This is a genomic window from Nonomuraea sp. PA05 (assembly GCF_008086045.1).
GTDB classification, from domain to species: Bacteria; Actinomycetota; Actinomycetes; order Streptosporangiales; family Streptosporangiaceae; genus Nonomuraea; species Nonomuraea monospora.
In genome coordinates this window covers 102,576-126,647 of the sequence record NZ_VSEY01000026.1, presented here as the reverse complement: position 1 = coordinate 126,647, position 24,072 = coordinate 102,576, and the positions used below count along the sequence as shown (strand labels likewise).

Here is a 24,072-nt window from a genome sequence, read left to right as displayed (position 1 = left end):
CGGTCACGCGCTTCCTCCCGTCTTGTGGTCCGGACGCTAACAGAACAGCGTTCCCTTAACAAGTGAACGGTGTTCTTTTAAATCGGCGCCAGTATGCTGATGGCGACATGACGCGGTCGGCATTCCTCCGGGCCAGGCGGCCCGAGCACAAGCAGCAGCGGCGCGAGGCCATCCTCGCCGCCGCCCGCGAGCTCGCCCGCACCTCCGGGGTGCGCAACGTGAGCCTGGGCGCGGTCGCCGAGGCCGTGGGGCTGGCCAAGTCCAACATCGTGCGTTACTTCGGCACCCGCGAGGAGATCTACCTGGAGCTGCTCGCCGACGAGTGGCGCCAGTGGGCGGAGGCCGTCGCCGAACGGCTGCGCACCACCAGCGGCACGACGAACGCCGTGACCGCGCTGGTCGAGACGATCGTCGAGCGGCCGCTCTTCTGCGACCTACTCAGCCACGCCTCCACCAGTCTCGAACACAACGTGTCGGTCCCCGCCGCACGCGCGTTCAAGCACGCGGTGCACGCCCGGATCGCCGAGATGGGCGCCGCCATGGCCGGGGCGACCGACCTGACCGAGCGCGAGGGCGGTGAGCTGGCGGCAGCCTGCAGCGGGCTGGCCGGAATGCTCTATCCGGCCGCCAACCCGCCGCCCGCGCTCGCCCAGGTCTACGCCGAGGACCCGGAGCTGGCCGCCGCGTGCCCGGTGCTGCTGCCCACGCTCGTCCGGGCGCTCTCGGCCCTGGCCGCCGGGCTGCCCACCCTCAGGGAAGAGTGAAAGTTTCACCTCTCTCCAGGCATTCTTCCGCGATCGCGTTCGTGTCGCTGTACATCGGGACGGTTTCCGCAGGACCATGTGCGCCGGACCTAACCGGTTAACAGGAGGGCACCCCCCATGACCAAACGACTCGGGCTCGCGGCGGCGGCGCTCCTGTCGCTGCTCGTCTCGATGCTGATCGCCCCGGCTCCCGCGCACGCCGCGGTCGGGCTCCGGGTCAGCGGCACCAGGATCCTGGAGGCCAACGGGAACGCGTTCGTCATGCGCGGCGTCAGCCACGCGCACACCTGGTACACGAACCAGACCAGTTCCTTCGCCAACATCAAGGCGCTGCGCGCCAACACCGTGCGCGTGGTGCTCAGCGGCGGCCGATGGACCCCGAACAGCGCCTCCGACGTGGCCAACGTCGTCTCCCTGTGCAGGCAGAACCGGTTAATATGCGTGCTCGAAAACCATGACACCACCGGGTACGGCGAGCAGAGCGGCGCGTACACGCTCGACCAGGCGGTCGACTACTGGAGCAGTGTCCGCAGCGCCCTCACCGGCACCGAGGACTTCATCATCGTCAACATCGGCAACGAGCCGTACGGCAACAACAGCGTCTCCGCCTGGACCGCCGCCACCACCAGCGCGATCACCCGGATGCGCGGCCTCGGCTTCCAGCACATGCTGATGGTGGACGCGCCCAACTGGGGCCAGGACTGGCAGTTCACCATGCGCAACACCGCCCAGACCGTGGCGAACGCCGACACGCAGAAGAACACGGTGTTCTCCATCCACATGTACGGCGTCTTCGACACGGCCGCCGAGATCACCGCCTACCTGGACGCGTTCCAGACCGCCGGCCTGCCGCTGGTGATCGGCGAGTTCGGGCACAACCACTCCGACGGCAACCCCGACGAGGACACGATCATGGCGCAGGCGGTGTCGCGCGGCATCGGCTACATCGGCTGGTCGTGGAGCGGCAACGGCGGCGGCGTCGAGTACCTCGACATGGTCACCGGCTTCAACCCGGCCGCGCTCACGTCCTGGGGCCAGCGCATCTTCAACGGCGCCAACGGCATCACCGCGACCTCCCGCGAGGCCACCTTCTTCAGCGGCGGCGGCACCGACACCACCGCCCCGACCGCGCCCGGCACCCCGTCGGCCTCCGGCGTCACCGCCAACGGCGCCAACCTGACCTGGACGGCCTCGACCGACGCGGGCGGCTCGGGGTTAGCCGGGTACGACGTCTACCGGGAGCAGGGCGCCACCGACCCGCTGCTCGGCTCGTCCACCACCAACTCCATCACCCTGACAGGGCTGACGCCGTCCACGCAGTACCAGGTGTACGTGCGGGCCCGTGACGGGGCGAGCAACCAGTCCACCGCCTCGGCCACCACGACCTTCACCACCACGTCGGGCGGCGGCACCGGCGGCGGCTGCACCGCCGCGGGCACCGTGCAGAGCCAGTGGGGCGGCGGGTACGTCGTCCAGCCCGTCACGGTCACCAACACCGGCACGTCGGCCATCACCGGCTGGACCGTCACCTTCACCCTGCCCGCCGGGCACACCCTGGCCGGCTCGTGGAACGCCACGGTGACGACCAGCGGGCAGACGGTCACCGCCAAGAACGCCGGTTACAACGGCAACGTGGCAGCAGGGGGCAACACCAGCTTCGGCTTCCAGGTGAACCGGCCCGGCGGGAACACCGCCACGGTCAGCTCCTACACCTGCGCCGCCTCCTGACAAGACCTCCGCGGGCCGCCCCCACTGCCATGGGGGCGGCCCGCCGCTTCACTCCTCGCCGTGGGTGGGAACGAGATCCAGCTCCCGCATGCGGCGGGCGCCCCATTCCCCCAGGGCGCCGAGCGCCGCGTAGAGCGCCACGCCGGCGTCCGTCAGCTCGTACTCGACCCTGGGCGGCGTCTGCTCGAACACGGTCCGCCGGACGATCCCGTCGGCCTCCAGCTCGCGCAACTGCTGGGTCAGCACCTTCTCGCTGATGCCGGGCAGGCTGCGGCGCAGCTCGCCGAACCGGCGCAGCCGCTCGTCCAGCGCCCACAGGATCAGCGCCTTCCACTTGCCGTCCACGACGTCCATGGCGGCGTCCAGAGCGCAGATGTAGGGCGGGTTACGCACCGGCCCATGATAGTCAGGCGGCGGCGCGGCGCATCCGCCACAGTGAGGCGCGCAGGTGACCGGCGAGGTCCGCGGGCACGCCGGCCTCGTCGGAGGCGGCGAGCATGGTCCGCAGGCCGGCCGCCTGCATCGCGGGGTTGTACTCCTCGGGCACGGTCTCGCTCACGTCGGCGCCGGCCACCATGAAGGGGAGCATCTGCTCCATCCACGGCTGGAGCACCTCGCGCCTGAACGTCTCCACGTCGCCGCCCTCCGCCTGCACCAGGGTCACGGCGTGGTCGGCGCCGGCGCTCATGCCGTACATGCCGCTCAGCGCCGCCATGTCGTACAGCGCCGCGAACCCGGGGTCCGCGCCCACCCAGTGCGGACGGCCGAGGGGCGCCAGCACGGGGGCGGCCCGGTCGAACAGGTCGCGCTCACCGCTGTAGAGGATGAACGCGCCGTCCGTCCCCACGGTCGGGGGCACCGCCATGATGCCGCCGGCGAGCGGCCGCGCCCCGTGCCCTTCCAGCCATCCGGCCAGCTCGCGCGCCTGCCGCGCGGAGCCGCTGGTCAGGTTGACGAGGTCGGCGCCGGCCAGTTCCCGCGCCACCGGGGCGAGCGTCTCGCGGACGCTGGCGTCGTCCAGCAGGCACACCACGGTGAGGCCGCCCGCCTCGATCGCCTCTTCGACGCTCGACGCCTCCCGCGCGCCGAGCCCGCTCGCCCTGCCCGGCGTGCGGTTCCAGACCGTCACCTCGCGGCCGGCGTGGATGAGCGCGCCCGCCAGAGCGCGCCCCATGGCTCCCAGTCCAAGAATGCTCACATCGTTCATGCGCACCACTGTTCACCGGACGCGGGACAACCAGCAAGAACGCACTTCGAAGTGCGTGGTTACCCGGAGGTTAGGACACCCCGGGCGGCGAGGTGGAGTCGCGGATGACGAGCTGGCACGGCAGCGTGTGCACCCCGGGAGTCGCCTTGCCGTCGATCGCGGCGAACAGGTGCTGCGCCGCCGTCCGCCCCAGCACCTCCAGGTTCATGTCCACGGTGGTCAGCGCGGGCCGCGTCTCGGTGGAGAGCACCTCCCAGTTGTCGTAGCCGACCACCGCGAGGTCGTCGGGCACCCGCCGCCCCCGCTCGCGCACGGCCTCCACGAACCCGGCCGCGATCTGGTCGCTGCCGCAGAACACGGCGTCGATCTCCGGCTCGGCCATCAGCAGCATCTCGGCCGCGTGCCGCCCCCACCGCTGCGACCACACCCCCGACAGGGTCTGCCCGGCCTGCTGGACGCCGGCCTCGGCGAGCGCCCGCCGCAGCCCCTCCTCGCGGTCGCGCGCCGCCTTGTAGTGCGCGGGCCCGGTGACGTGCGCGATGCGCCGGCGTCCGAGGGCGAGCAGGTGGTTGACGGCCATCGCCGCCGCGCCCACGTCGTCGGGCACGAACGAGACGTCGGCGGGGTCCTCGGAGGGCCCGTAGGCGTAGACGACGGGCACTGGCAGGTCCTTGCTCACGGACGGGCGCGGGTTCGTGCTCTCCCCCACCACGATCAGCCCGTCCACCCGCCGCGACAGCAGGGCGCGCAGGTGGTGCTGCTCCCTGATGGCGTCGCCGCGCGCGTCGCACAGCAGGACCGCCATCTCCCCGGCGCCGAACGCGTCCTCGGCCCCCAGGAGCACGGGGATGCCGAAGCGGCCGACGCTGTCGGAGGTCAGCAGGCCCACCGTCCTCGTCTGCCCCGAGAGCAGCCCCCTGGCCAGGGCGTTCGGCTGGAAGGAGAGCTCCGCCGCGGCGGCGAGCACGCGTTCGCGCGTGGCCGCCCGCACGTCCTGGCGCCCGTTGAGCGCCTTGGAGGCCGTGGCGATCGATACCCCCGCCAGCGAGGCCACGTCGTTGATGGTCGCCCGCTTACCCGCCATACGTCGAAACCCTTTTCGGTGAATTGTGAACCGCTTAGCACCTTAGCACCCATTGACATGGGCTCATGTTTCTTCTACGTTTCCGAAAACCTTTAAGTCCAGGAGCACATCATGAGACGAAGGCTGGCCGGGATCTCCCTCCTCGGTGTGTTAGCGCTCACAGCAGCGGCCTGCGGCAGTGGCGGCGGTGGCGGCGGCGGGACACAGGCGGCGGACGGTCCCGTGACCATCACCATGTGGACCCGCGCGGCGACACAGACGCAGAGCGAGCGCCTGGTCGCCGAGTACAACAAGACCCACAAGAACCAGGTGAAGCTCACCGTCATCCCCACGGACAACTACCAGCCCCGCATCGCCGCCGCGGCCGGCGCCAAGCAGCTCCCCGACGTGTTCGCGGCGGACGTCATCTTCGTCCCGAACTACACCTCCCAGGGCCTGTTCATGGACATCACGGACAGGATCGCCGCCCTGCCGTACAAGGACAAGCTCGCCCCCTCGCACATGAGGCTCGGCACGCTCGACAACCGGCAGTACACGCTCCCCCACACCCTGGACCTGTCGGTCTGGTTCTGGAACAAGGACCTGTACGAGCAGGCCGGGCTCGACCCCGAGAAGGGCCCCAAGACGCTCAAGGAGTTCGCCGAGCAGGCCACCACCGTCCAGGAGAAGCTGGGCAAGGACGGCAAGATCCACGGCACCTTCTTCGGCGGCAACTGCGGCGGCTGCTACGTCTTCACCTTCTGGCCGTCCGTCTGGGCCGCCGGCGCCCAGGTCATGAACGCCGAGGGCACGACCTCGCTGAACGACCAGCCGCCCATGACCGACGTGTTCAAGATCTGGCGCGACCTGTACGAGAAGAAGGTCACCGGGCCGACGGCCAAGGAGGAGCAGGGCCCCACCTGGACCGGGTTCTTCCCCAAGGGTGAGATCGGCGTCATGCCGATGCCGTCCACCACGCTCGGCCTGATGCCGAAGGAGATGAAGATCGGCGTCACCCCGATCGCGGGGCCCGACGGCGGCGAGTCCACGTTCGTGGGCGGCGACTCGCTCGGCATCTCCTCGACCTCCAAGAACGCCGACGCGGCCTGGGAGTTCATCAACTGGACGGTCTCCGACCAGGCGCAGGTCGAGGTGATGGCCAAGAACAAGGACGTGCTCGCGCGCACGGACCTGGCCAGCAACAAGTACTCGGCCGAGGACCCCCGCGTGGTGCTGATCAACTCGCTGGTGGCCAAGGGCGAGACGCCGTTCGCGCTGCGCTTCGGCCAGACCTACAACGACCCGCAGGGCCCCTGGCTGCGGCTGGCCCGCGAGGCCGTCTTCGGTGACGCCTCGAAGATCACCCAGCTCAACGCCGAAGTCACGAAGTCGCTGCAGCAATGACTCTGACGGCCCCACGGACGAGGCGGGCGGCGCACTCGGCGCCGTCCGCCCGGTGGCGCAGCAGGAAGGTGCAGGGCTGGCTGTACGCGGCGCCGACGGCCGTCATCGTGGGCGTGCTGTTCATCGCCCCGCTGGTGCTGGTCGTGTGGATGTCGCTGAACCGCTGGCCGCTGCTCGGCCAGGCCACCTTCAACGCGCCGGCCAACTACCTCAAGATCGCCGACAATCCGCTCTTCGTCGACGCGGTCTTCTTCACGCTGAAGTACACGGCCATCACCACCGTCCTGCTGTCGGGCGTGGCGCTGGGCCTGGCGCTGCTGGTGCAGGAGCGCAGGCCCGGCATCGCGTTCTTCAGGACCGCGTTCTTCCTGCCCGGCGCGGTCGGCTTCGCGGCGGCGGGCCTGCTGTTCTACGGGATGCTGAACAACGACTTCGGCCCGATCGACCCGATGCTGCGCGCCCTGGGCGTCACCGGCGAGCCGGTCAAGTGGATCGGCACCCCGAACATGGCGCTGTTCTCCACGATCACGCTGGTGATCTGGCGCTTCGCCGGGTTCAACATGCTCATCCTGCTGACCGGCCTGCAAGCGATCCCGGCCGAGGTGTACGAGGCCGCCAGGAGCGACGGCGCGAACCGCTGGCAGATCTTCACCAAGATCACGCTCCCGCTGCTGCGCCCCACGCTGGCGCTGATGCTGATCCTCAGCGTCACGGGCTCGCTGCTAGCCTTCGACCAGTTCTTCGTCTTCACCAACGGCGGCCCGGACAACAGCACGGTCTCCATGGTCATGGTCGTCTACCGGGACGCGTTCTTCCGCTTCGACCTCGGCGGCGCGGCGGCCCTGTCGGTCGTCCTGCTGGTGGCCCTGGTCGGGCTCAACACGCTGATGATGCGGAGGCTCCGTTGAGCCGTTACCTCACCCTGTCGGCCCTGGCGGTGCTGTTCCTGTTCCCGCTGGTGTGGAGCGGCTACGCCTCGCTGGAGGAGCCGTCGAACTACCTGGAGATGGCCCGCTTCGGCGAGGGCATCGACACCTACGCCACCAACAGCGTGCTGGTGTCGGCGATGACCGTGGGCGGCACGCTCGTCGTCTCGGCGCTCGGCGGCTACGGCTTCGCCCGCTTCGACTTCCCCGGCAAGAACCTGCTGTTCCTGGCCACGCTGGCGATCCTCATGGTGCCGTACGCGACGATCCTGATCCCGCTCTACGTGCTGCTCGGCTACCTCGGCCTGCAGAACTCGCTGGTCGGACTGTCGCTGGTGTTCGTGATGTTCCAGCTCCCGTTCGCGCTGTTCATGATGCGCAACGCGTTCGAGGCGGTGCCGCGCGAGCTGGAGGAGGCCGCGCTGGTGGACGGCTGTGGCACGTTCCGGGCCTTCTCCAGGATCCTGCTGCGCGCCGTGCGGCCCGCGCTGATCACGGTCGGCCTGTTCGCGTTCCTGGCCTCGTGGAACGACTTCTTCGCGCCCCTCATCCTGCTCAACGACGGATCGTCCTTCACGCTGCCGGTGGCCGTGGTCAGCATGACGCAGCACACGTTCGGCGCCATCGACTACGGCATGCTCCAGGCCGGAGTCATGGTCATGGCCATCCCCTGTCTCATCCTCTTCATCGTTCTGCAGCGCCACTACGTGCGCGGATTCATGTCAGGAGCTCTGCGTGGCTAATCCCGTCCTGCCCTCATCGGGCGTCCTGTCCCCCCTCGGCCTCGACTCCGTACGCGTGCTGCCCGGCTTCTGGGGCGACCGGATCGCGCTCAACAACGACGTGACGATCGCCCACTGCCAGGAGTGGGAGGAGCGCGAAGGCTGGATCGGCAACTTCAGGGGCGAGCGGCCCCGCAGGGGACGGGAGTTCAGCGACTCGGAGATCTACAAGCTGCTGGAGGCCATGGCCTGGGCCGACCACCCGGGGCTGCCCGCGCTGGCCGAGATCGTGGCGCAGGCGCAGGAGGGCGACGGCTACCTCAACACCCGCTGGACGGGCAGCCGCTACACCGACTTCGAGTGGGGGCACGAGCTCTACTGCTACGGCCACCTCATCCAGGCCGGGGTGGCGCGGCTGCGCATGCACGGCGAGGACCAGCTCACCGAGGTCGTCACCAGGGCCGCCGACCACGTGTGCCGCCGCTTCATGGACGGCGACGAGACCTGCGGCCACCCCGTGATCGAGATGGCGCTGGTCGAGCTGTACCGGGCCACCGGCGCCGAGCGGTACCTGGAGATGGCCCGCCGCTTCGTCGAGCGCCGCGGCCTGCCGGCGCTGGCCGACATCCCGTTCGGCCGCGCCTACTACCAGGACGACCTGCCCGTCAGGCAGGCGCAGGTGTTCCGCGGGCACGTCGTGCGGGCGCTCTACCTGGCCTCCGGCGTGGTGGACGTGGCGGTCGAGACGGGCGATGAGGAGCTGCTCAAGGCGGTCGAGTCGCAGTGGGAGCGGACGGTCGCCCGGCGTACGCACCTGACCGGCGGCATGGGCTCGAGGCATGCCGACGAGTCGTACGGCGAGGACTACGAGCTGCCGCCGGACCGCGCCTACAACGAGACCTGCGGGAGCATCGCCTCCATCATGCTGGCGCACCGGCTGCTGCTGGCCACCGGCGACGCCCGCTACGCCGACCTGGCCGAGCGGACCATGTACAACATGCTCGCCACGGGCGTGGCGCTGGACGGCGCGTCGTTCTTCTACGTCAACCCGCTGCAGGTGCGGGTGCCCGCGACGCCGCTCGACGGGGTCAACCACGCGGCCGAGGGCGGGCTGCGCTCGCCGTGGTTCGACGTGTCGTGCTGCCCGAACAACATCGCCAGGACGCTGGCGTCGCTGCCCGCGTACGTGGCCGCCGCGAAGGACGGCGAGGTGCTGATCCACCACCTCACCCCGGCGGAGATCAGGTCCGGGCGGCTGGCGCTGCGGGTGGAGACCGGTTACCCGTGGCAGGGCTCGGTGAGCGTGCGGGTGCTGGAGGACGGCGAGGGCCGCGTCGGGCTGCGGGTGCCCGCCTGGGCCACGGACGCCACGCTCGCGCACGTCCCGGTCTCCTCCCAGGACGCGCCGCTGCCTGAAGGCCCGGTCATCCGGCCCGTCGGCCCCGGCTACGCCTACGTCGAGGGGCCGTGGCGGGCCGGTGACGAGATCCGCCTCGAACTGCCGATGCGGCCCAGGTGGACCCTCCCCGACCGGCGGATCGACGCGCTACGGGGCAGCGCGGCCGTGGAGCGGGGGCCGCTCGTCTACTGCGCGGAGTCGGTGGCCGACGAGCCGCCGCTCGCCGCCGTGACGGCGCGCGTCGATCCGCCGGAGGAGCACGAGACGGACGGCGTGGTGGAGCTGGAGGTGGGGGCGAAGGTCAGCTCCGGCGGCGACGGCGCCTGGCCGTACGGGGCGGCGTCCGACGCCAAGCAGGGCGCGGACGTGCGGCTCCGGCTGGTGCCCTACCACCGGTGGGGCAACCGGGGTCCCGCGACCATGCGGGTCTGGCTTCCGACGATCTAGGAGATGGACGTGCGCAAACCCCTGGTCTGCTTAGCCGTGTTAGCGCTCACAGCCTCGCTGGGCGTGACGCCGTCCCACGCGGACGACGCACTCGGCATGCCGGTCTTCACAGGTGACGACCCGGTGCCGGCCGAGCCCGTGGGCTACCACCCGCGCAGGATGATGGCGGAGATCTACCAGAAGGAGAAGGGCGGCGACTCGTACTGGATCGACCGCATGCTCGCCCGCCCCGGTGACGACCCGGCGGGGCCGTGGCTGATGACGCGCGGGCGTGCGCTGTTCATGAAGGAGCACGACCCGTCGGTGCTCGGCTTCGGCGGGTACGTGGCGTACTGGGAGAGCATCGACAACCGCGACGCGTACGAGATCTCGCTCGGCGCCCCGCTCACCGAGGACGTCTCCAAGCGCCTGCAGATGCCCAGCCATTGGACCGGGCAGTACGCGGGCGACGGGCTCGCCGTCGGGGTCAAGAAGTTCATCACCCACGAGAACGTGGCCGTGACCACCCTGGAGATCACCAACACGGGCACGGAGGCCCGCTCGGTGCCCGTCACCGTCACCTCCCCCTACGCCAGGAACGCCGACGGCGACCGGGAGCTGACCGGCGCGGTCTGGGCCAGGAACAAGCTGACCACGATCTTCCCCAGGCTCAGCGGCGACGGCCTGAAGGCGTCGGACGGCACGCTGAAGGGCTCGCTGACCGTCGAGCCGGGCAAGACCGTCCGCACCAAGGTGCAGATGGGCTTCGTCACCCAGGAGCTGCCCAGGTCGCGCGCCGAGTACGACGGCTACAAGGGCCGCTCGCCCGAACAGGCGCTGCGCCGCCAGCTCCAGGACTACAACGCCTGGTGGGCGGAGAACCTGCCCTACATCGACGTGCCCGACGAGAACATCAAGAAGTTCGTCTACTACCGCTGGTGGCTGATGCGCTTCAACTTCCTCGACGCCGACATCCCGGGCAACGACTACCAGTTCCCCACGTCGGTGGAGGGGGCGCTGGGCTACAACAACGCGATCGTGCTGACCGTGCCGATGTTCGTGCAGGACCTGAAGTACCTGCGGGACCCGGTCTACTCCTACGGGCCGTGGGTGTCGGCGGGCGAGGTGTCGCGCAACTCGAAGTACACCGACAACCCCGGCGACCCGGAGAACTGGTCGAACAGCTACACCCAGTACATCTCGGCCGCCGCACTGGAGAGCTACCAGATCCACGGCGGGCAGCCGTCGATCCTGCGCAACCTCGCCAGGTACGCCGAGAAGGACGTGTACGGGCAGCTCGACGCCTACGACTCCAACGACAACGGCGTCATCGAGTACGACTGGGAGGCCATGACCGGCAACGACGCCGACGCGGTGTCGTTCCACTACTACGACCGGGCCAACGAGCGGCTCGAAGGGGCCTACGTCTACGCCAACGCGATGGCGGCGGCGCAGGCGTACGAGCTGTCGGGCGACGCCGCGAAGGCCACGGAGCTGCGCGGGGTCGCCGACAAGGTGCGCAACGGCATCCTCACCCTGCTGTGGGACGAGCAGAACAAGCTGTTCAAGCACCGGGACCTGCAGACGGGCAACCTGATCCCGTGGAAGGAGTCCAACAACTACATCCCGTACGCGACCGGCCTCGTCCCCACCGATGACCCGAAATATCGGGAAGCCTTGAGGTTGTGGGCCGATCCTGCGGAATATCCGATCTTTCCGGCGTACACGGCCAACCAGAAGGACAAGGCGGAGGCCGCCGCCGCAGGTCACCCCGGCACCAACAACTTCTCCCAGATCAACTCCACCAGGAACTTCGCGCTGTTCTCCAAGGCGATGCGCCAGTACGACACCCCGTACATCACGGCCGAGCAGTACAAGCAGCTCCTGTACTGGAACGCCTGGTCGCAGTACGTCGGCGGCGACACCCGCTACCCCGACGCCAACGAGTTCTGGGCCAACTGGAACCCGCAGACCAAGAGCATCGGCTACCGCTCCTGGATCCACCACACGATCCTGGGCAGCAGCAACTGGACCGTCATCGAGGACGTCATGGGCCTGCGCCCGCGCTCGGACGGCAAGGTCGAGCTGTGGCCGGTGGACATCGGCTGGGACCACTTCACCGTCAACGGCATCGACTACCGCGGCGCCGACCTGAGCATCGTCTGGGACAAGCCGGGCGACGGCACCCGGCACTACGCGGGCGTGCCCGAGGGCTACTCGATCATCATCGACGGCAAGCGCAAGGTCACGCTCTCCGGCCTCGCGCACGCCACCTGGGACCCGAAGACCGGCAAGGTCGAGGGCGGGAACGTGGTGCACGCCGAGAAGGCCCCGTCGCTGAAGTCCCCCACCGAGGTCAGGCTGACCGGCGACCGCGTCGAGGACCTGTTCCAGAAGGCCGGCGTGGACCTGCGCTCCACCCGGCAGAACCTGGTCAGGTCCGCCACCGCCTCCGACGGCTCGGCGGCCGGAGCCGTGGACGGGTTCACCATCAACGAGCCCTACTGGGGCGGCGGCGACTGGCTGGAGGTGGACCTCGGCGCGGCGCGCAAGGTGGACACGGTGCGGCTGTACTTCTACAACGACCGCAAGACCCGCCTCGACCCCGCCCTCTACACCCTGCAGTACCAGGACGGCGGCACCTGGAAGGACGTGCCCAGACAGGACAGGACCCCGCCCTACCCCCGGGCGAACCTGAACGAGATCCGCTTCCCCGCCGTGACCACCGCCAAGCTGCGGGTGCTGGCAGGGGGCGCGAGCGTGAAGGAGGTGCAGGCCTACCACACGGGCGTGTCCGCCGGCCGCGTGTCCAACCGGCCGCCCCAGGTGGTGCCCGTGGTCGATCCCGCGTTCACCCGCCCCGGGCAGGCCAGGATCGAGGCCGTGGTCAAGGACGACGCCCTGCCCAAGGGCACGCTGAGCATGCAGTGGTCCAAGGTGTCCGGGCCCGGTGAGGCGTACTTCACCGAGCCGACCGGCCCGGCCACGGTGGTCGCGTTCTCCGCGCCGGGGGCGTACACGCTGGAGCTGGCCGCCACGGACGGCGCCAGGGCCACCGCCGCCACCGTGCACGTCACCGCCACCGACCAGGCCACGCAGGTGAACATCGCGCCCAAGGCCACGCCCACCGCCTCCTACACCTCACCCTGGGAGCGCGTCACCGCGATCAACGACGACATCGACCCGCCGCGCTCCAACGACGGCGCCAACCCGCGCTGGGGCACCTGGCCGCAGCAGGGCACGCAGTGGGTCCAGCTCGACTGGCCCGCCCCCGTCCAGGTGAACAAGGCGGAGGTGTACTTCTTCGACGACGGCGGCGGCGTGCGCGTGCCCGCCTCGTGGAAGATCCAGCAGTGGGACGGCGACTCCTTCGAGGACGTCACCGGCGTCGAGTCCTACCCGGCGGCCGTGGACGCCTACAACACCGTCTCCTTCGACACCGTCACCACCTCGCGGCTGCGCGTGCAGCTCGAATCGGGTGCGGCGTCGGTCGGCCTGCTGGAGGTCAAGGTGTACGAGGTGCCGCCCGACTCGGTGCGCCCCGTGCACGTGCCCACTCTGGTGAACACGCTGCCCGAGCTGCCCGCCACCGTGGAAACCGGCTATGCCGACGGCTCCCGTGGGCAGGCCGCCGTCACCTGGCAGCAGGTCACCCCTGAGCAGGTCAGGACCGGCGGCACCAGCTTCACGATCACCGGCCTGGCCGAGGGGGTGCGGCAGCCCGCCCAGGCCACCGTGTACGTCCGCGCCTCCTCGGCGGTGACGATCACCTCGATCGCGGAGGAGGCCGTCACCACCCGGGCCGGGGTCGCGCCGGTGCTGCCCAGGGCCGTGGTGGCGACGTACAACGACGGGTCGAAGGACAGCTCGGTGGCCGTCACCTGGGAGTCCGTCGATCCCTCGCGGTACGCCCAGCCGGGCACGTTCACCGTGACCGGGCAGGTTGCGGGCACAACTGTGACCGCGAAGACCACCGTCACCGTCCAGTAGCGCCTATTCTGTCCTGGCCCCGCCCGTTTCGCGGGGCCAGGACAGGAGCGGGGACAGAGCACGATGGCCGAACTCGCGGAGCATCAGCGTGGACGCCTGACGGGCCCGTTCGTGGTCGCGTCGGTCATGGCCGTGGCCTCGCCGATCCTGTCCGTGACGACGTACCTGGTGTGGGCACGGCTGCCCGCGGCGTGGGCGCCCGACGTCACCGTCAGCCCCCAGTCGGCCGTCACCTTCACCTTCCCGGCCGTCGGCGCGTTCCTCATCTACCACCGGCCCCGGCTCAACATGGCCTGGCTCATGTGCGTCGGCGGGCTGGCCGCGGCCGTCAGCGACGTGTCCAGCGCGCTGATGTTCCACGCCGCCGCCGGCGGCGACCTCGCGCTGGCGGGATGGTTGCGGGTGCCGCTGCGGCTCGGGTGGGCGGTGTGCGGGCTGTCGCTCACGATGGTGCTGCCGCTGTACTCGCCGGACGGGCGCCTGCCGTCCAGGCGGTGGCGGCCCGCCCTGTGGCTGGGCTGCGTCTCGATCAGCGCCGCCGCCGTCCAGTACCTGTTCAGGGCGCCGCGCGTGCAGGGATACCCGTACCCCTCCGTCATCCCCAACCCGCTGCGGATCCCGGCGCTGACACCGTACGCGGAAACGATCGCGACGGTGGGCTGGACGGGCATCTACCTCGCGATGGCCCTGGCCGCGCTGTCGCTGGCGTCGCGGCTGCGCGGGGCCGGCCCGGCGGAACGGCGGCAGATCGGCTGGCCGCTGTTCGCGTTCGCCGGATACATCGTGTTCCTGATCGCCGCCGCGATCTCGCCGGTGTTCATGTGGCCGGCCATCGCCTGGGCGGCGGCCATCCCGTTCGCGGTGGCGTTCTCCGTGATGCGTTACCGGCTCTACGGCATCGACACCGTGATCAGCCGGGCCATCGTGGCCGCCGGCGTCATCGTCGTCGTCAGCCTCGTCTACTTCGGCGTCGGCACCCTGTCGAGCCTGGTCGTCTCCGGCTACCACCAGGTCGCCGGGGTCGCCGCCGCGCTGTTCGCCGGCGCGTTCTTCCAGCCGCTGCGGCGCGCGCTGCAGCGGGCCGTGGACCGGCTCCTGTACGGCGCCGTCGGCGACCCCGGCGTGCTGGCCGAGCGGCTGACCCAGGCCGTGCGCGGCGCCGACCCGGCCAGAGCACTGAACTCCGTGGTCAGCGTGCTGCGCGACGGGCTCGCCGTCGAAGGCGTGGCCGTCGAGGTGGCCGACGGCGAGCCCCGCTACGTGGAGAGCGGCCGCGTCGGAGCGGAACCCCGCGAGGTGCCGCTGGTCTGGCACGGGTCGCGGGTCGGCCGCCTGCTCGTCGGGCCGCCGGGGCCGCGCCGCTTCCCCGCCGCGCACAACGAGCGCGTGCTGGCCACGCTCACCCCGTACGCGGCGGACGTGGCGCACGCCGTGCGCATGGCGGCAGACCTGCAACGCTCCCGCGAGCGCATCCTGACCGCCAGGGAGGAGGAGCGCCGCCGCCTGCGCCGCGACCTGCACGACGGCCTCGGCCAGACCCTCTCCGCCATGGCCATGACCATCAACATGGCCCGGCTCAGCCTCAAGAGCTCCCCCGAGGCGGCCGACGAGCTGCTGCGCGAGCTGCACGCCGGCATGAGCGCCGTGACCGGCGACATCCGCGAGCTCGTCTACGGCCTGCGCCCGCCCGCCCTCGACGACCTCGGCCTCGCCCGCGCCGTCCGCGACCTGGCCGGGCAGTCCTCGCCCGGCACCGAGATCGAGGTGGCGGTCGAAGGCGACCTGGAGGACCTGCCCGCCGCCGTGGAGGTGGCCGTCTACCGCATCGTCCAGGAGGCGCTCACCAACATCCGCCGGCACGCCGAGGCGTCCCGCGCCCGGATCGCGCTGCAACGGGAGGAGCCGATGTTGCGCGTGCTGATCGCCGACGACGGCAAGGGCCTGCCCGCGTCGCACCGCGCGGGCGTGGGGCTGGGCTCGATGCGGGAACGGGCGGCCGAGCTGGGCGGCATCTGCGTGGTGACCGGTGAGCCGGGGGCGGGCACCCGGGTCGAGGTCATGCTGCCGCTTCTGACCGCCGGCATGAGCATCCGCTCATGACGGGCGCGGCCTCCGGTTTGGGAGGTCATGGCCGGAGCGGCGCATGGTGGCCCGCATGACCGGAACGTCGCGGGTCGCCGTCGCCTTCGCGGAAGTGGCCTGCGCGCACACGGGTGCCTGAGTGGTGGTTTCCTATACGCATGCCTGATCTGGTAGTCGACGGCGGCGACAAGCTCTGCGTGCAGTTGCTCATCGAGCTGCGGGCCCACGTACGCGCCGCGGGGCCGGGCGCCGTGATCCACCTGATCGCCACCGACCCCGCCGCCCCGGTGGACCTGCCCGCGTGGTGCCATCTGACCGGGCACACCTACCTGGGGCCGGTGGAGGGCTCCCGGCGGCCGACGTTCGCGCTGCGGGTGGCAGAGGCCGCCAACGAGACTCAGGATTCCCGGCCCTGGCACGCGACTTAAGCGGTTAACGGATGCTGTGCAGGGGCACCATGCCAGTGTCCTAGAGTGTGGAGGGTTATCCGGTTCAGAGAGGGAGTCCGGTGAAGCGACCGACGATCGCCGACATCGCCAGCCGGGCCGGCGTGTCCAAGGTGGCGGTCTCCTACGCGCTCAACGGGCAACCGGGGGTGTCGGAGGCGACCCGGGCCAGGATCATCGCCATCGCCGACGAGATCGGCTGGCGTCCCAACAGCGCCGCCCGCGCGCTCAACGGCGCCAGGGCCAACTGCGTGGGCCTCGCGTTGTGCCGCCCGGCCCGCATCCTGGGGGTCGAGCCGTTCTTCATGGAGCTGATCAGCGGCATCGAAGGGGTGCTCGGCGACCGCTCGTACGCGCTGCTGCTCCAGGTCGTCACCAGCCACCAGCAGGAGAGCGAGGTCTACCGCCACTGGTGGGGCGAGAGCCGCATCGACGGCGTGTTCCTCGTGGACCTGCACTACGACGACTCCCGCGTGGCCGAGCTCGAACGGCTCGGCATGCCGGCCGTGGTCATCGGCCACCCCTCCCAGTCGGGCTCGCTGTCGGCCATCTGGTCGGAGGAGGGCGAGGCGGTCCGCGAGACCGTCGGCTACCTGAGGGCGCTGGGGCACCGCCGCATCGCACGGGTGGCCGGGCTGCCCGAGCTGGTGCACACGACCGTACGCGACCAGGCGTTCACGCAGGCGTGCGAAGGGGTGGCGGAGCACGTCATCGTGCACACCGACTACACCGGCGAGGAGGGCGCCAGGGCCACCAGGCGGCTGCTCAGCTCGCCCGACCGGCCCACCGCCATCGTCTACGACAACGACATCATGGCCGTGGCCGGCCTGTCGGTGGCGCAGGAGATGCGGGTGGAGGTGCCCGGCGACCTGTCCATCGTGGCCTGGGACGACTCGCCGCTCGCCCAGGTGGTCAGGCCGCCGCTGACCGCGCTCACCCGCGACATCCCCGCCTACGGCGCGCACGCGGCGCAGCGGCTGCTCGCGCTGATCGCGGGCGAGGACGTGCCGCCGTACGAGGACCAGGCCGCCATCCTCACGCCACGTGGCAGCACCGGGCCCGCGCCCTCGCCTTCGTGACCCGCTCGGCACGTGTCGCGGGCCGGGACCGCGGCTGGCAGACCGCCCGTCCGAGCCCGTGACACGTGCCGTCCCCTCCTTGCGGCATTTCTCCTGGGAGCCGCCCCAGCGTCCCCCGCGCCAAGGCGACTCCATACTCCCCGAGGCACGGATGTACGCCCTGAGTACCTCCATACCTAAACGAGATGGGAAATACGGCGAACTGTGACCATCTCCAATGTAACACAAAGTTAGATATTCATTACTCTATGCGATTTTTGCAGCTAGATGGGCTAGAGAAGGAAGGGCGGTGCGTCAACCGGACGCATCTCGACAAAGAGAGGAGAACGTGATGGACAAGCAGGCTCCGTACCTGCCGCCGAGTCTGGAGGAGGCGGGCGACTTCGCGGAGGTCACCCGCGGCCACGGGCCGTACCACCGGCGCGACTGGCGTCGTCGCTACTTCGGCTGAGGGTGTGATCGGTGCCGATGCGTGCGGATGACTGGTTCGCGGTGCTGCCCGACAGCGCCGCCGCCGACGTCGCGGTGACTGGGCTGGTGCGGTCGCCAGGGGTCGTGGTGGTCCTGCGCCACCCCTCCGGCCGTCCCTGCCTGATCGGTGTCTTCACCGCGCCGGCGCCCGTCTGCGTGACGCTCGGCCCGATCCAGGTGGCGGTGATCGGCCACAGCCCGGTCACCGCCACCGACCTGGAACGCCGGGCGGCCCGGCTCACCCGCCACGGCACCGCCGAGGACGTGGTGGCGGGGCTGCCCGGCAGCTTCCACCTGGTCACCGTGATCGACGGCGCGCCGCGGGTCCGGGGCGACGCGGCCGGCCTGCGCCGTGTCTTCCACGCCCGGCTCGGCGGCGTCATGGTGGCCGCCGACCGGGCCGACGTCCTGGCCGCCTGGTGCGGCGCCGAGGTGAACCGGGACCGGCTGGTGGCGCGCATGCTGACGTTCGTGCCGCCGGCCCTGTCCGGCTCGATGTGGACGGGCGTGCACGCGGTCGAGCCCGGCCAGGCCGTGCGCCTGTCCCGTGACGGGTCGGTGCGGGCCACGCGTTGGTGGCAGCCGCCCGAGCCCGAGCTCGGTCTGGGTCAGGGCGCGCCGCTGCTGGGCCAGGCGCTGGCCGACGCGGTCGCCTGCCGCGTCCGCGAGGGGCTGACGGTCGCGGCCGACCTGTCCGGCGGGCTCGACTCCACCCCGCTCTGCTTCCTCGCCCAGACCGCCCTGCGCGAACGCGCCACCCAGCCCACCCGGTCCGGGTGCGGCGGCCGGCTGATCACTGTGCGGTCCGGCGCCCGCGACCTCGCCCACGACGACGAGCGCTGGGCCCGCCAGGCCGCCGCGCTGCTGGACGGCGAGCACCTCGTGCTCGCCCCCGGCGAGCTGCCCGACCGGTACGCGCGCGTCGCCGAGCCGATCACCGGCCTGGACGAGCCGCTGGGCGTCCTGTCCACCGTGGCGAGCGACCTCACCGTCGCCGCCCGGCTGGCCGCGCACGGCGCGAGCGTGCACCTGACCGGGCACGGCGGCGACGAGGTCACCCTGCCGCCGCCCTGCTACCTGCACGACCTGGCCGGGCAGCACCCCCTGGCGTGGTGGCCGCACCTGCGCGAGCGCCGCGCGAAGTCCCGCTGGCCGCTGGCCGCCGGCCTGGCCGCGCTGGCCGAACGCCGCTCCTACCCGTCCTGGCTGGCCCGCCAGGCCGACCGGCTCACCGCGCCGTACCCGCCCCCGCACCGGCCCGACCTGGGCTGGGAGTGGCCGTCCCGGCTGCCCTCCTGGACGCACCCCGACGCCGCCGCGACCGCCGCCCGCCTGTTCCGCGAGGCCGCCGCCCACGCCGAACCGCTGGCGGGCGCCCGCGCCCAGCACCTGACGCTGGCCGCCATCCGCGACAGCGCCGCCGACCTGCGTCTCGCGCAACGGCTGACCGCCAGGTACGGCGCCGCCATGCACACCCCGTACCTGGACACCCCGGTCATCGACGCCTGCCTGGCCATCCGCGTGGACCACCGCGCCCGCCCCGGCGCGTACAAGCCGCTGACCGTCGCCGCCATGACCGGCCGGGTGCCGCCCCAGTGCCTGAGCCGCACCACCAAGGGCGAGTTCTCCGCCGCCTTCTTCGACGGCCTGCGCCGCCACCGCGACCAGCTCCTGGCCCTGGCCGAGGACTCCCGGCTGGCCGCACTCGGCCTCGCCGACCCCGCCGCGCTGCGCCGCGCCGTCCTGCGCACCCCCACCACCGACGATCCAGGCGACGAGCTCGAACGGTTCATCGCGATGGAGAACTGGCTGCGCGCCCTGCCCCCACCACCCCGCACCCGGCCCGCACAGGAAGGTCCCGACCGATGAGGCTACGCCCCGGCGTCACCATGACCCAGGCCGACGACGCCGCCGTGCTGCTCGACGAACGCAACGGCCGCTACCGCCAGCTCAACGCCACCGCGGTGCTCGTGCTGCGCAGCCTGCTGGCGGGCGACAGCCCCGCCGAGGCGGCCCGCGAGCTGACGCGTGCCCACCCGGGCGCCGCGCCCACCGCCGAGGCCGACGTCGAAGCCCTCCTCGCGCTGCTGCGCGCCGCCGACCTGATCGACGAGACGAGGCATCCGTGAGCGTTTCCATGACCCCGGCTCCCCGCACGCGCCTGCCCTGGTGGCGCCGCCCGCCCGTGCTGGCCGCCGTGGGCGCCGCGCACCTGATCGGACGGCTGCCGCCCGCCCGGATCCGGGCCGTGCTCGAACTCGCCCGGCGCGGGGCCGCGCCCGCGACCGCCGAGCAGGCCAAGGCCGCCAGGGACGCGGTGATGGCCGTCAGCCTGTCCTGCGCCGGTGAAGGGTGCCTGCCGCGCTCGATCGCCACCGCGCTGCTGTGCCGGTTGCGCGGCTCGTGGCCGACCTGGTGCGCCGGGGTGCGGGTGCATCCGTTCGCGGCGCACGCCTGGGTCGAGGCCGGCAACCGGCCCATCGACGAGCCGCCCGCGAGCTACCACCGCACCATCGTCGTCCCTCCGCTCGACCCCCACCGCACCGTCGCCCCGCTGCCGAGCCATCCCCGCACCGCCGACCCGCCGCCCGACCACGGCCGCGCCGCCGTTCCGCCGCCGAGTCCGCCTGGTGATGACGGCGTCGGCCGCCGCGCCGGGTCCTGAGCCGCCGGAGCGGGCCGGCGTGCCGAGTCCTGAGCAGCCGGAGCGGGTCGGCGTGCCGGGTCCTGAGCAGCCGGAGCGGGTCGGCGTGCCGAGTCCTGAGCCGCCGGAGCGGGTCGGCGTCAGGCATCTGCTGCGGCTCACCGGCGCGCACCGCCCGGCCATGGCCGTGGCGGCGGTGCTCAGCCTGATCGGCACCGGGCTCGGCATGGCGCAGCCGCTGCTGGCCAAGCACGCCATCGACGCCGCCGGCGCCGGCCGCCCGTTCGGCGTGGCCCTCGCCGCGCTGGCCGCCCTGTTCGCCGCGCAGGCCGCCGTCGAGGCGTCCAGCCGTTACGTGCTGGGCCGCACCGCGGAGCACCTCCTGCTGCGCCTGCGCACCGCGCTTATCTCGCGGCTGCTGCGGCTGCCGATGGCCGAGTACGCCCGCCGCCGCAGAGCCGACCTCGTCACCCGCGTCACCGCCGACGTCGGCCAGTTGCGCGAGGTCGTCGCCGACACCGCCGTGGACGTCGCCACCAGCGCGCTGACCGCCGCCGCCGCCATCGCCCTGATGGTGTGGCTGGACCCGGTCCTGTTCACGTTCATCCTGGTCGTGATCGCCATCGCCGCCGCCCTCGTCGAGACCGCGCTCTCCGGCATCCGCACCGCGTCCGAGCGGGTGCAGGCGGGGGTGGGGGCGGTCGGCGCCGAGCTCGACCGCGCGCTCAGCGCCATCCGCACGGTGCGGGTCTGCCGGGCCGAGGAGCGGGAGAGCGCCGCCATCGGCGCCGCCGCGCGGGAGGCCTGCTCGGCCGGGGTGCGGGCGGCGAAGCTCACCGCCGTCGTGCATCCGGTCATGGCGCTGGCGGCCAACGGCTCGTTCCTGGTGATGTTGTTCGTCGGTGGCATCCGGGTGGCCACGGGGACCACTTCGCTGGGTGATCTCGTGGCCGTGCTGATGTACGCGCTCTATCTCGTGATGCCCGTGGCCGCGCTGTTCGAGGGTCTCGCCACCGTGCGGCGGGCGCTGGGAGCGCTGCAACGCGTCCACGAGATCATGGAGCTGCCCGTCGAACGCGACCGCCCCGAGCCGTCCTGCGCACCCGAACGGCCCGATCCACGCGGCGGGTGCGACCGCCCGCCCGCGGGCGGCATGCGCGACCGCCCCGATCCGGGCGGCGCCTGCGATGGTGCCGGGCGGCCGCCCGCGCTGGCGTTCCGCGACGTGTGGTTCGGCTACCCGGGCCGCCGCGTGCTGCGGGGCGTCTCCTTCAGCGTCCCTGAGCACGCCCACATCGCCCTGGTCGGCGCCTCGGGCGCGGGCAAGTCCACGATCTTCGCGCTGGCCGGCCGGTTCCACGACCCGGACGCCGGCGTCATCCTGTTCGACGGCGTCCCCGCCGACCGGCTCGGCCGGCACGCCTGCCGGGCCCGCATCGGCGTGGTGGAGCAGGACGCCCCGCTCCTGCACGGCACGCTGCGCGACAACATCGTCTACGCCCTCCCGCACGCGGACGACTCCCGCGTCGAGCACGTCGTGGACCTGGCCGGGCTGCGTCCCGTGGTCGAGCGGCTGCCCGGCGGGCTGGACTCGCCGGTCGGCGAGCACGGCGAGCTGCTGTCCGGCGGCGAGCGGCAGCGCGTGGCCATCGCGCGCGCCCTGCTGCCCCGCCCCCGCCTGCTCCTCATGGACGAGCCCACCGCCCACCTCGACCCCGCCGCCGAAGCCGCGCTCGCCGCCGCCACCGCGGCCCTGGCCGGGGAGAGCGCCCTGCTGACCATCGCGCACCGGCTGTCCACGATCCGCACCGCCCACCGCATCCTGGTGCTCGACCAGGGCCGGGTGTCCGCGGAAGGCACCTACGACGAGCTGCTGGCGACCAGCCCGGTCTTCCGCGCGTTCGCCCGCTGAGCTGTCGCGCCGGGCGTCACCTCAGCAGAATGTGCTGCGACGGATAGGTACGGGAGGGTTCGCGATGAGATTTCGCACCACGATCGAGCTGAACGGCAAGACCGCCACCGGCTTCGAGGTGCCCGCCGAAGTGGTCGACGAGCTGGGCGGCGGCAAGCGGCCCGCCGTGACCGTCACGATCAACGGTTACGCCTACCGCAGCACGGTGGCGACCATGGGCGGGCGTTTCATGATGCCGCTCAGCGCCGAGAACCGGCAGGGCTGCGGCGTGGCGGCGGGCGACGAGGTCGAGGTGGAGGTCACACTGGACACCGCACCCCGCGAGGTGACGGTGCCCGACGACCTGGCCGCGGCACTCGACGCGGCGCCCGAGGCCAAGAAGTTCTTCGAGAGCCTGTCCTACTCGCGCAAGCGGTGGCACGTGCTGAACGTCGAGGGCGCCAAGAAGCCCGAGACCCGGCAGCGGCGCGTCGCCGACACGGTGGCCAAGCTCGCCGACGGAGTGGGCTGACGGCCGTGACGCGTGGCCTGACCGCCTGCGAGAGCGCGGGCTGACGGCCATGACGGCGTGGCCTGGCCGCCTGGAAAGTGCGGGCTGACGGCCTGGACGGTGCGGGGCTGCGGCCGGAATGTCACAGGGGCGTAACGCGAGACCTGGCGGGTAGGCGGGCGAGTATGACTGAGGGCTTTGACACCGACATGCTGTGGGAAGAGTTCCACCGGGCGGTCAACATGAACTCCGAGGAGCTGCGCGCGTACCTGCTCGCCGACGCCTCCGACGAGGAGGGTTTCCCGCCCGACCCCGACCTGGGCATCGACGAGCTGGGCCGGGGCGTGCTGCATGTCCTGAGCAAGCGCAAGGGCGACCTCACCAAGAGCGATCTCGACGTGATGCGTCAGGTCGTGGAGCTGGTCGAGACGTTGGGTGACCGTACGGACGACGACTCGCGGCGCGAGCTCATGTCCGTCGGTCACGACCCACTGAGAGGATGACCCGGATGGTCAAGCCACACCCGTGGATCGAGGGCTACGTACGCGCGTGGAACTCCAACGATCCCGACGACATCGCCGCCCTGTTCACCGAGGACGCCGTCTACTACACCGAGCCGTACAGCTCGCCGTGGCAGGGGCGCGACGACATCGTCCGCGAGTGGCTGGGCCGGCAGGACAAGCCTGGTGAGGCCACCTTCGAGTGGCATCCGGTGAGCGTGACGGAGGACGTGAGCGTCATCCAGGGAGTCACGACGTACCCGGACAAGACGTACAGCAACCTCTGGGTGATACGGTTCGCTCCCGACGGGCGATGCCGGGAATTCACCGAATGGTGGATGCGGCACGATGCCAGATGATGCAATGGGCCGAACCGTCTTCACCCGAGGAGATCCGTTGAGAGACAACCTCGACCTCGCCGCGAGCGCCCAGGAACTGGCTGACGCCGCCCCGACGGGATCGATCGACCGCGCCGCCGCCTCGTCCGTGGCGATCACGCTGGCCACCACCCGCGACATCGACGACGCCAGGCAGACCCTGGACGGCGTCTCGCCCGAGGAGGTCAGGCAGGCGGCTCTGGCGCTGTTCGAACGTCTCTCGACCCAGTAGTGATCGCACCCAGGTGGCCCACCAGCTCGTCGATCTCGCTCGCGTACCGCTGCGGGAAGGAGATCCCGGCCTGCGTACGATGATCGGCCTGTCCCACCCGGACACGGTCACGCCGCCGCCGATCCGCACCTCCGTCCCGATCGGGCCGTGGCCCAAGGCCAAGGTGTTCTCCTGACGGTTGCGCTCAGCGACCGCGGCGAACACTGTGGA

Annotated in this window: 23 protein-coding genes; 20 read left to right on the top strand and 3 right to left on the bottom strand. The window is 71.6% G+C overall.

The window, feature by feature from the left end; all coding sequences use genetic code 11:
• Positions 1 to 107 precede the first annotated feature (107 nt).
• Positions 108 to 764, top strand: coding sequence for a TetR family transcriptional regulator (locus FXF51_RS35825; RefSeq protein WP_148439149.1), 657 nt, complete (start codon positions 108 to 110; stop codon positions 762 to 764).
• A gap of 117 nt (positions 765 to 881) precedes the next feature.
• Positions 882 to 2,492 carry a cellulase family glycosylhydrolase gene (locus tag FXF51_RS35820; RefSeq protein WP_148439148.1) on the top strand — a complete coding sequence of 537 codons (1,611 nt, stop codon included), beginning with the start codon at positions 882 to 884 and terminating at the stop codon, positions 2,490 to 2,492.
• 48 nt (positions 2,493 to 2,540) lie between these two features.
• Here FXF51_RS35820 and FXF51_RS35815 read toward each other — a convergent pair whose 3' ends face one another.
• The 3 genes from FXF51_RS35815 to FXF51_RS35805 form a co-directional block, all read right to left on the bottom strand.
• A complete protein-coding gene (locus FXF51_RS35815) occupies positions 2,541 to 2,885 on the bottom strand; it encodes a winged helix-turn-helix transcriptional regulator (protein WP_411268411.1) in 345 nt (114 codons plus the stop codon).
• A gap of 13 nt (positions 2,886 to 2,898) precedes the next feature.
• The gene (locus tag FXF51_RS35810) at positions 2,899 to 3,699 is read right to left on the bottom strand and encodes an NAD(P)-dependent oxidoreductase (protein ID WP_148439147.1); all 801 of its coding nucleotides are present in this window, start codon (positions 3,697 to 3,699) and stop codon (positions 2,899 to 2,901) included.
• A 70-nt stretch (positions 3,700 to 3,769) separates the two neighbouring features.
• On the bottom strand, positions 3,770 to 4,783 hold the full coding sequence (locus FXF51_RS35805) for a LacI family DNA-binding transcriptional regulator (protein ID WP_148439146.1): 1,014 nt from the start codon (positions 4,781 to 4,783) through the stop codon (positions 3,770 to 3,772).
• A gap of 111 nt (positions 4,784 to 4,894) precedes the next feature.
• On the opposite strand from FXF51_RS35805, the gene FXF51_RS35800 reads away from it, so the two are divergent.
• The 18 genes from FXF51_RS35800 to FXF51_RS61155 all read left to right on the top strand — a co-directional run bounded on the left by FXF51_RS35800 (position 4,895) and on the right by FXF51_RS61155 (position 24,037).
• Positions 4,895 to 6,166: an ABC transporter substrate-binding protein gene (locus FXF51_RS35800; RefSeq protein ID WP_148439145.1), complete on the top strand. Its 1,272-nt coding sequence runs from the start codon at positions 4,895 to 4,897 to the stop codon at positions 6,164 to 6,166.
• Positions 6,163 to 7,074, top strand: coding sequence for a carbohydrate ABC transporter permease (locus tag FXF51_RS35795; RefSeq protein WP_148439144.1), 912 nt, complete (start codon positions 6,163 to 6,165; stop codon positions 7,072 to 7,074). The genes FXF51_RS35800 and FXF51_RS35795 overlap by 4 nt, the downstream gene beginning before the upstream one ends.
• Positions 7,071 to 7,835, top strand: a complete 765-nt coding sequence (locus tag FXF51_RS35790) for a carbohydrate ABC transporter permease (protein WP_148439143.1) — start codon at positions 7,071 to 7,073, stop codon at positions 7,833 to 7,835. Before FXF51_RS35795 ends, FXF51_RS35790 begins: the two co-directional genes overlap by 4 nt.
• Positions 7,828 to 9,660, top strand: a complete 1,833-nt coding sequence (locus tag FXF51_RS35785) for a glycoside hydrolase family 127 protein (RefSeq protein ID WP_148439142.1) — start codon at positions 7,828 to 7,830, stop codon at positions 9,658 to 9,660. The genes FXF51_RS35790 and FXF51_RS35785 overlap by 8 nt, the downstream gene beginning before the upstream one ends.
• Positions 9,661 to 9,669: 9 nt before the next feature.
• Positions 9,670 to 13,629, top strand: a complete 3,960-nt coding sequence (locus FXF51_RS35780; RefSeq protein ID WP_148439141.1) for an Ig-like domain-containing protein — start codon at positions 9,670 to 9,672, stop codon at positions 13,627 to 13,629.
• Between the two features lie 63 nt (positions 13,630 to 13,692).
• Positions 13,693 to 15,729 (top strand): sensor histidine kinase, encoded by a 2,037-nt coding sequence (locus tag FXF51_RS35775; protein ID WP_148439140.1) that lies wholly within the window; start codon positions 13,693 to 13,695, stop codon positions 15,727 to 15,729.
• 140 nt (positions 15,730 to 15,869) lie between these two features.
• Positions 15,870 to 16,139, top strand: coding sequence for a sulfurtransferase TusA family protein (locus tag FXF51_RS35770; protein WP_148439139.1), 270 nt, complete (start codon positions 15,870 to 15,872; stop codon positions 16,137 to 16,139).
• 80 nt (positions 16,140 to 16,219) lie between these two features.
• Positions 16,220 to 17,236, top strand: a complete 1,017-nt coding sequence (locus FXF51_RS35765; RefSeq protein WP_148439138.1) for a LacI family DNA-binding transcriptional regulator — start codon at positions 16,220 to 16,222, stop codon at positions 17,234 to 17,236.
• 331 nt (positions 17,237 to 17,567) lie between these two features.
• Positions 17,568 to 17,687, top strand: coding sequence for a lasso RiPP family leader peptide-containing protein (locus FXF51_RS35760; RefSeq protein WP_148439137.1), 120 nt, complete (start codon positions 17,568 to 17,570; stop codon positions 17,685 to 17,687).
• 17 nt (positions 17,688 to 17,704) lie between these two features.
• Positions 17,705 to 19,576, top strand: coding sequence for an asparagine synthase-related protein (locus tag FXF51_RS35755; protein ID WP_148439136.1), 1,872 nt, complete (start codon positions 17,705 to 17,707; stop codon positions 19,574 to 19,576).
• Positions 19,573 to 19,836: a lasso peptide biosynthesis PqqD family chaperone gene (locus tag FXF51_RS35750; protein WP_148439135.1), complete on the top strand. Its 264-nt coding sequence runs from the start codon at positions 19,573 to 19,575 to the stop codon at positions 19,834 to 19,836. Before FXF51_RS35755 ends, FXF51_RS35750 begins: the two co-directional genes overlap by 4 nt.
• The gene (locus FXF51_RS35745) at positions 19,833 to 20,372 is read left to right on the top strand and encodes a lasso peptide biosynthesis B2 protein (RefSeq protein WP_262380053.1); all 540 of its coding nucleotides are present in this window, start codon (positions 19,833 to 19,835) and stop codon (positions 20,370 to 20,372) included. Before FXF51_RS35750 ends, FXF51_RS35745 begins: the two co-directional genes overlap by 4 nt.
• Positions 20,341 to 22,263, top strand: a complete 1,923-nt coding sequence (locus tag FXF51_RS35740) for an ABC transporter ATP-binding protein (RefSeq protein WP_148439203.1) — start codon at positions 20,341 to 20,343, stop codon at positions 22,261 to 22,263. Before FXF51_RS35745 ends, FXF51_RS35740 begins: the two co-directional genes overlap by 32 nt.
• A 64-nt stretch (positions 22,264 to 22,327) precedes the next feature.
• A complete protein-coding gene (locus FXF51_RS35735; protein WP_148439134.1) occupies positions 22,328 to 22,774 on the top strand; it encodes a YdeI/OmpD-associated family protein in 447 nt (148 codons plus the stop codon).
• A 164-nt stretch (positions 22,775 to 22,938) separates the two neighbouring features.
• Positions 22,939 to 23,256 carry a DUF3140 domain-containing protein gene (locus tag FXF51_RS35730; protein ID WP_148439133.1) on the top strand — a complete coding sequence of 106 codons (318 nt, stop codon included), beginning with the start codon at positions 22,939 to 22,941 and terminating at the stop codon, positions 23,254 to 23,256.
• Between the two features lie 5 nt (positions 23,257 to 23,261).
• Positions 23,262 to 23,612: a nuclear transport factor 2 family protein gene (locus FXF51_RS35725; RefSeq protein ID WP_262380052.1), complete on the top strand. Its 351-nt coding sequence runs from the start codon at positions 23,262 to 23,264 to the stop codon at positions 23,610 to 23,612.
• Between the two features lie 37 nt (positions 23,613 to 23,649).
• Positions 23,650 to 23,862 (top strand): hypothetical protein, encoded by a 213-nt coding sequence (locus tag FXF51_RS35720; RefSeq protein ID WP_148439131.1) that lies wholly within the window; start codon positions 23,650 to 23,652, stop codon positions 23,860 to 23,862.
• Positions 23,863 to 23,875: 13 nt separating this feature from the next.
• Positions 23,876 to 24,037 (top strand): hypothetical protein, encoded by a 162-nt coding sequence (locus FXF51_RS61155; RefSeq protein WP_187414749.1) that lies wholly within the window; start codon positions 23,876 to 23,878, stop codon positions 24,035 to 24,037.
• The last annotated feature ends 35 nt before the right edge of the window (positions 24,038 to 24,072 follow it).